Below are 1,026 nucleotides of genomic sequence, written 5' to 3'. Positions count from 1 at the left end.
TCGCGGGCCTGCTCGTCGCCGAGGGCGTGCGCGACGTCGTGCTCGCGCCCGGGTCGCGGTCCGCGCCGCTCGCGTACGCCGTCGCGGCCGCCGCGGACGCCGGCGTGCTGCGCCTGCACGTGCGCGTCGACGAGCGGACCGCCGCGTTCCTCGCGCTCGGCCTGTCGCGGGGGAGCGAGCCGCTCGCCCGGCCCGGCGGCGCGACCGTGCCGCGTCCCGTCGCCGTCGTCACGACGTCAGGCACCGCGGTGGCGAACCTGCACCCCGCCGTGCTCGAGGCCCACCACGCGGGCGTGCCGCTCGTGCTCCTCACCGCCGACCGGCCGCACGAGCTGCGCGGCACGGGCGCCAACCAGACCACCGCCCAGGCGGGGCTCTTCGGCCCGGCCGTGCGGTACGCCGTCGACCACCCCGCGCCCGAAGGCCGCCCCGGGGAGATCCGCGACCTGCTCGCCGTCACGGCGCGCGCGCTCGCGGCGGCGACCGGCGCGCGCGACGGCCACCCGGGGCCCGTGCAGCTCGACCTCGCGTTCCGCGAGCCGCTCGTGCCGACCGAGCCGCTGGACGCGGCCGCGTTCCTCGTGGCCGACGACGCCCACTCGGTCCGGCGCGCGAGCGCAGTCCCCGCGGTCGTGCGGGCGCCCGACGTGCCTGCGCATTCGGCCCGGACGGTCGTCGTCGCGGGCGACGGCGCGGGACCCGTGGCGCGCGCGCTCGCCGAGGCGCGCGGCTGGCCGTTGCTCGCCGAGCCGTCGTCGGGTGCGCTGGGCGGACCGCAGGCCGTCACGGCCCACCCGCTCGTCCTCGGGGTCGCCGAGCTCGTCGACGACGTCGAGGCCGTCGTCGTGCTCGGCCGCCCCACGCTCTCGCGCCCGGTCCAACGGCTCCTCGGCCGCCCGGACGTCGCGGTGACCGTGGTCGCGCCGGGGGCGGGGCCGTGGCCGGACGCCGCGCGCAACGCCTCGACGGTGCTGCCGGCCGTGCCCGAGGCCTGGCTCGAGCCCTCCGCCACGGTCGACGACGCGT

The 1,026-nt window shown here is 80.4% G+C and carries 1 protein-coding gene; it reads left to right on the top strand.

Translation table 11 applies throughout. The features are described from left to right. Positions 1 to 8 precede the first annotated feature (8 nt). Positions 9 to 1,026, top strand: a 1,018-nt coding sequence (gene menD / locus JZ5iCDA_RS17665) for a 2-succinyl-5-enolpyruvyl-6-hydroxy-3-cyclohexene-1-carboxylic-acid synthase (protein WP_139123237.1), incomplete at its 3' end; no start/stop codon positions are given.

This window comes from Cellulosimicrobium cellulans, from assembly GCF_001722485.1.
In the GTDB taxonomy this organism is placed as follows: Bacteria; Actinomycetota; Actinomycetes; order Actinomycetales; family Cellulomonadaceae; genus Cellulosimicrobium; species Cellulosimicrobium cellulans_A.
This window is presented reverse-complemented; position numbering and strand designations above follow the sequence as displayed.